The sequence below is a fragment of the Trinickia sp. genome (assembly GCF_051961175.1).
Classification (GTDB): Bacteria; Pseudomonadota; Gammaproteobacteria; order Burkholderiales; family Burkholderiaceae; genus Trinickia.
Genome location: NZ_JBQCDN010000367.1, coordinates 1 through 4210, shown reverse-complemented (window position 1 = coordinate 4210; position 4210 = coordinate 1). Strand labels below are relative to the sequence as shown.

The window sequence follows — 4210 nt, the reverse complement described above, 5'->3', positions numbered from 1 at the left end:
ACCTTGGTGGCATCGCCCCGGTTCTTGATGAAGATTTCCACGAACAGGTCGAAGCTGACCATCTTCACGATGTTGTGGGTGAACGCGCTAAGCCGGTGGTTTTTGACGTAATCCGCCGGCAGGTATTGCTTGCACAGTTCACCGAGATCGGCAACGAAACGGTCGCCCGCGGAAGGGAAGGTCAGTTTTTCGCGCAGTGCGATATCGGCCATGCGTGCGCCGAATTTCTTGAGCAGTACGCGTCGCAGCACATGTTTGCGGATGCCCAGCTCGGCATTCACCAGGTGGCGAATCGGCATCGAGGTGCCCAGGTCCAACACCTTGTTGTCGAGGAACGGGACACGAATCTCGAGGCTGAATGCCATGCCGAATTTGTCCACACGGTGCAGATGGGCGCGGTCGAGCTGATCCTCGCAGCTATACCGGAAAAGCTTATCGAGGTACTTCTCATAGGAGGAAGCGCTGATGATCGGGTCGACATAAGCTTCGGCTTCGCTCGAGAGCGCAAGGCCCATCCCGCCAGCCATCTTGATTCGGTCCTTCAAGCCGCCCACTTTGTACCAGCGGTCGACGAATTCCTGATAGCCGCCAAATACCTCGTCCGCTCCCTCACCGCTGAGGCAAACCTTCGTCTCCTTGCCGATTTCGCGGTTCATGACGTAGTGAGGAATATCGGTCAAGTCACTCGGCGTTTCCTCCACGGCAATGAAGCTCGGAATTTCGTGGAGGTAGTGGTTGTAGTCAATGACTAAGGTACGGTGATTGGAATCGATGTGGTCGGCGATAAACTTCGCCTGGCCCACGTCCGGATGCCCCCAATGGTCGGCTACCGTGTAGGTTCGCAGTTGGGCTTGTTTTGTGGAGTCGGCAATAAGTGCCATTAACGCGGAGTCGAGGCCCCCGGATAGCACGATGCCGAGATTGCCGTCGGTGGTGCGGGCATGCAAATCGATCGCTTCTGTCAGCGCAGCCAGCGTCATCTCCTCCGCTGTCGCCATCGTGATGCGCTCGTCGCGACGGTATTCGAGCGTGAAGTATTTGCGCGGGCGCAGTGCTTTTACCGGATCGGCGACGTCAACCCATACCGTTTCGCCGGGGCCTAACAGGCGGATGCCTTCGAACATCGTACGGTTGGCGACGGAATGGCCGATGATGGCCCAGTCGATGACGGCAATGTCGTCGAGCTTTGCCGGGACGATGGGGGCAGCCAATAGAGACTTGATCTCGGAGCTGAACAGCATGGCATTGTGATTGCGCAGCTGCGTGTAATACAGCGGCTTGATGCCAACGCGGTCTCGTGCGAGAAAGACTCTGCGGCCGTCGGTAATCGCGAAGCAGAACATGCCGCGCAGATGTTCGACGCAGGACTCTCCGTACTGTTCGAAGAGATGAACGATGACTTCCGTGTCCGAGGCAGTCAGGAATGTGTGTCCCTGTGCCTGCAGCTTGCTGCGCAGCTCGTCGTGGTTGTAGATCTCGCCGTTGAACACGAGACAAAGCGAGCGATCTTCGTTATAGATCGGTTGGCTGCCGCCGATGGGATCGACGATGGCCAGGCGCGTGGTCCCCATGGCAACGGGTCCGAGCGATGCCACACCTTGCTGATCGGGCCCACGGTGATGCAGAGCCGCAAGCATGGTGTTCGCGATCGACGTATCAGCAATTCCAATCGTTCCCGCTATTCCGCACATGTCTTCCTCTCAGGTTCTCAGTTTCTATTGTTCTTCGCCGTGATAAGTGCCCGGCATTTGAAAATGACGAGTAATATCGCTCCAATATCCGCACTGGAGGATCGGTCAAAGCTCGGCGTTCTCAATGGATGCGGCTCGCAACGCATTTAACGCACTGCGTCTCAATAGTGGACCGTTGCGTCTGCCGCATTTTATTCAACAGTTAATGTCTAATAGCTACCCATCGCCCTGCCTGCCGGGAAGGGCGGTTCCAGTGCTTGCATGTTTGATCGGACCGATGGGCTTTAAACTTCAAGACATGTAAAAATTAGCCATCGATCAGGACTGGTTTGTCTAAACCAGTCTGTCTATATTTGTTCGTCTATACCAAGTTGTCTAAACCAGGAGTCAGTTTTGCTAAACAGATCTGTCTATTTGAAGCTATCTGCTTGAATTTGTCTAAATCAGTCTGTCTAGGCTACACGCGTTCAAAATTGTCGTAAAGTGCGTCGACTCCCAATTGTTCAAATCGTTATGGAGTCTTTGGGGACCCCACATGGCTTCGGAGAATGGGGCGATGAACAAGTCGGAAACGTTTTCTGCTGAAGTGCACGAACGTGCTTTGCGGGGATTTCGGCCTTACAATTCGTCCCGCGTCAAATAGCCCAGACGACCGTTCGGGCTACGCGCGCGGCATCAAGCAAACCGCTCGTCATTCCAGCGGTTCCTCGATATAACAACATCCAACGCAGCATTCATGAAAAGAAGACAATTTCTCGCCCTTTCGATGGCGGCCGCGTCCGGCCTGGTAGCCGGGTGCGAGGGCCCCGGTCCGATTACCGAAAGTTGGCTCGCAGATGGGCAGTACGAAGAAACACTGACCGCATTCCTGATTACCCCGGACGGGAAGAAACTGGTCGTACTTGGCAAGCGGTACCACTACATCTTCGATATGCCATCGCAGCTGTATCGGGTGATGACGTCGTCATACCGCCCCAAGCTCCATACGGACTTTTATGGTTTCGTGGCACAGGGCGACAAGATCTCCGGTCGCTATACGATGGTGCTTGGGGAGAAGGACGCGCCTCGCGATAGCGACACACGCGATCATGCACTTGCCGACGGGTTCAAGGACGAAGGCTACCAGCTCGCCGAATCGGGGACGATCAGCGGGACACGCTACATGCCTACGCCTCTCGATGGTGCGGTGATACCGCAGGCGTTCAATGTGGAGTACAGGGTGCCTGTCACGGAAAAACCAACACCCGCCGGTAAAGCCGCCAAGCTGGCGCTCTCTCCGATCACTGTCGCAGCGGACGGTGGACTCCTGTTGGCTTTCATCGCCGTTTCCCCCATCGTCCTCGCGTATGTCTTGTTCAGGATAACCCACAATTCGTAGCGCGGCGGTCCGAGCCATCGCGGCAAGCCCCTCCAGGCCGCTCTTCTGGCGCACGCTGATATCGCGCCCACTGCCACACCAGGCAGTCGATACAGCGTGCCATCGCCTAAATCAAGAAGCGACTTCAGACCGTGACAGGTGCGCTGTCTTCTTCCGGGGCCTGCGCGCTGGGAATGTCCTGAATCACTTCATCGGCCGAAACGCGCACCGCGGACCCGACCCGTGCATGATCCGCAATCGCCTCATCCAATGCGAGCGTCGCCTTCGCCCGATCTGCCTCCGACAAACTCGGCAGCTTCATCGCCAGTACCGCATTGATCGTCTGCAACAGCCCGTTAAACCCCTCAGCACCATCCCCGCCGGCGATAAGCGTTTGCGGCACGATCGGCAACCGCCCCTTCTCGACAGCATGAGCAAACTGCGAAGCAACCGTCGAAATCAATCCGTACTCGACGCCCCCGGCCGCTTTCATCTTGGCCGCCGTCGCCGCCGCTTCTCCGCGCCCGATCGAAGCAAGCCGGTCACCTTCGCCCGCCCCCTCGATACTGGCCGCCTCTGATTTCGCGGCAGCGAGCAGCTTGATCTTATCGGCTTCCTTCTGCGCAGTGCTCACCGAAGCGGCCCCTTCGTTCTCGGCCACTTGAATGCTGATTCGGGATTGCGTCAAGGCCGCTTGTGCCTCGGCCGCCGCCTGCGCGTCATTCAACTCGCGCTGTTTTTCGGCCGCCGATTTCTGTGCCTCAAACGTCGCCAACTGTTCCGTCGCAATCTGCCGCTCGCGCAACTGATCGAGAATCGGCTCGATGCTTTGCCCTGTCGGCGTATACATCATCACGTCGACAAGCTCGAGATCGTAACTGGCGAAACGCTCGGCCATGATCGTCTTCGCTTGATCCTGGACTGCCTTGCGCTCTTGAATGAGTTCGATGACGGTCTTCGTCTGCGCTACATCCTTGAACCAGCTCGAGACGAACGGATCGATCGTCTCATTCACTAAATGTCCAAGATCGCCGAAGCGCTGCACCACGCGCGGGGCCTTGGTCGGATCGATGTGCAGCACGCAACTGACAGGCAGAGTCGGCTCGAACGCGTCCTTGGTAATCAGCGTGACTTCTTTCAGGTTTGCATCGAGCTGATGCGC

Annotated in this window: 3 protein-coding genes; 1 reads left to right on the top strand and 2 read right to left on the bottom strand. The window is 57.0% G+C overall.

The window, feature by feature from the left end:
* On the bottom strand, positions 1–1637 hold a 1637-nt coding region (asnB, locus tag ACTHL0_RS21110; protein ID WP_440568849.1), incomplete at its 3' end, for an asparagine synthase (glutamine-hydrolyzing).
* A gap of 790 nt (positions 1638–2427) precedes the next feature.
* Here asnB and ACTHL0_RS21105 point away from each other — a divergent pair.
* Positions 2428–3069, top strand: a complete 642-nt coding sequence (locus ACTHL0_RS21105) for a 5-formyltetrahydrofolate cyclo-ligase (RefSeq protein ID WP_440568848.1) — start codon at positions 2428–2430, stop codon at positions 3067–3069.
* 124 nt (positions 3070–3193) lie between these two features.
* Here ACTHL0_RS21105 and ACTHL0_RS21100 read toward each other — a convergent pair.
* The coding region (locus tag ACTHL0_RS21100; protein WP_440568847.1) for an SPFH domain-containing protein at positions 3194–4210 on the bottom strand (1017 nt) is incomplete at its 5' end.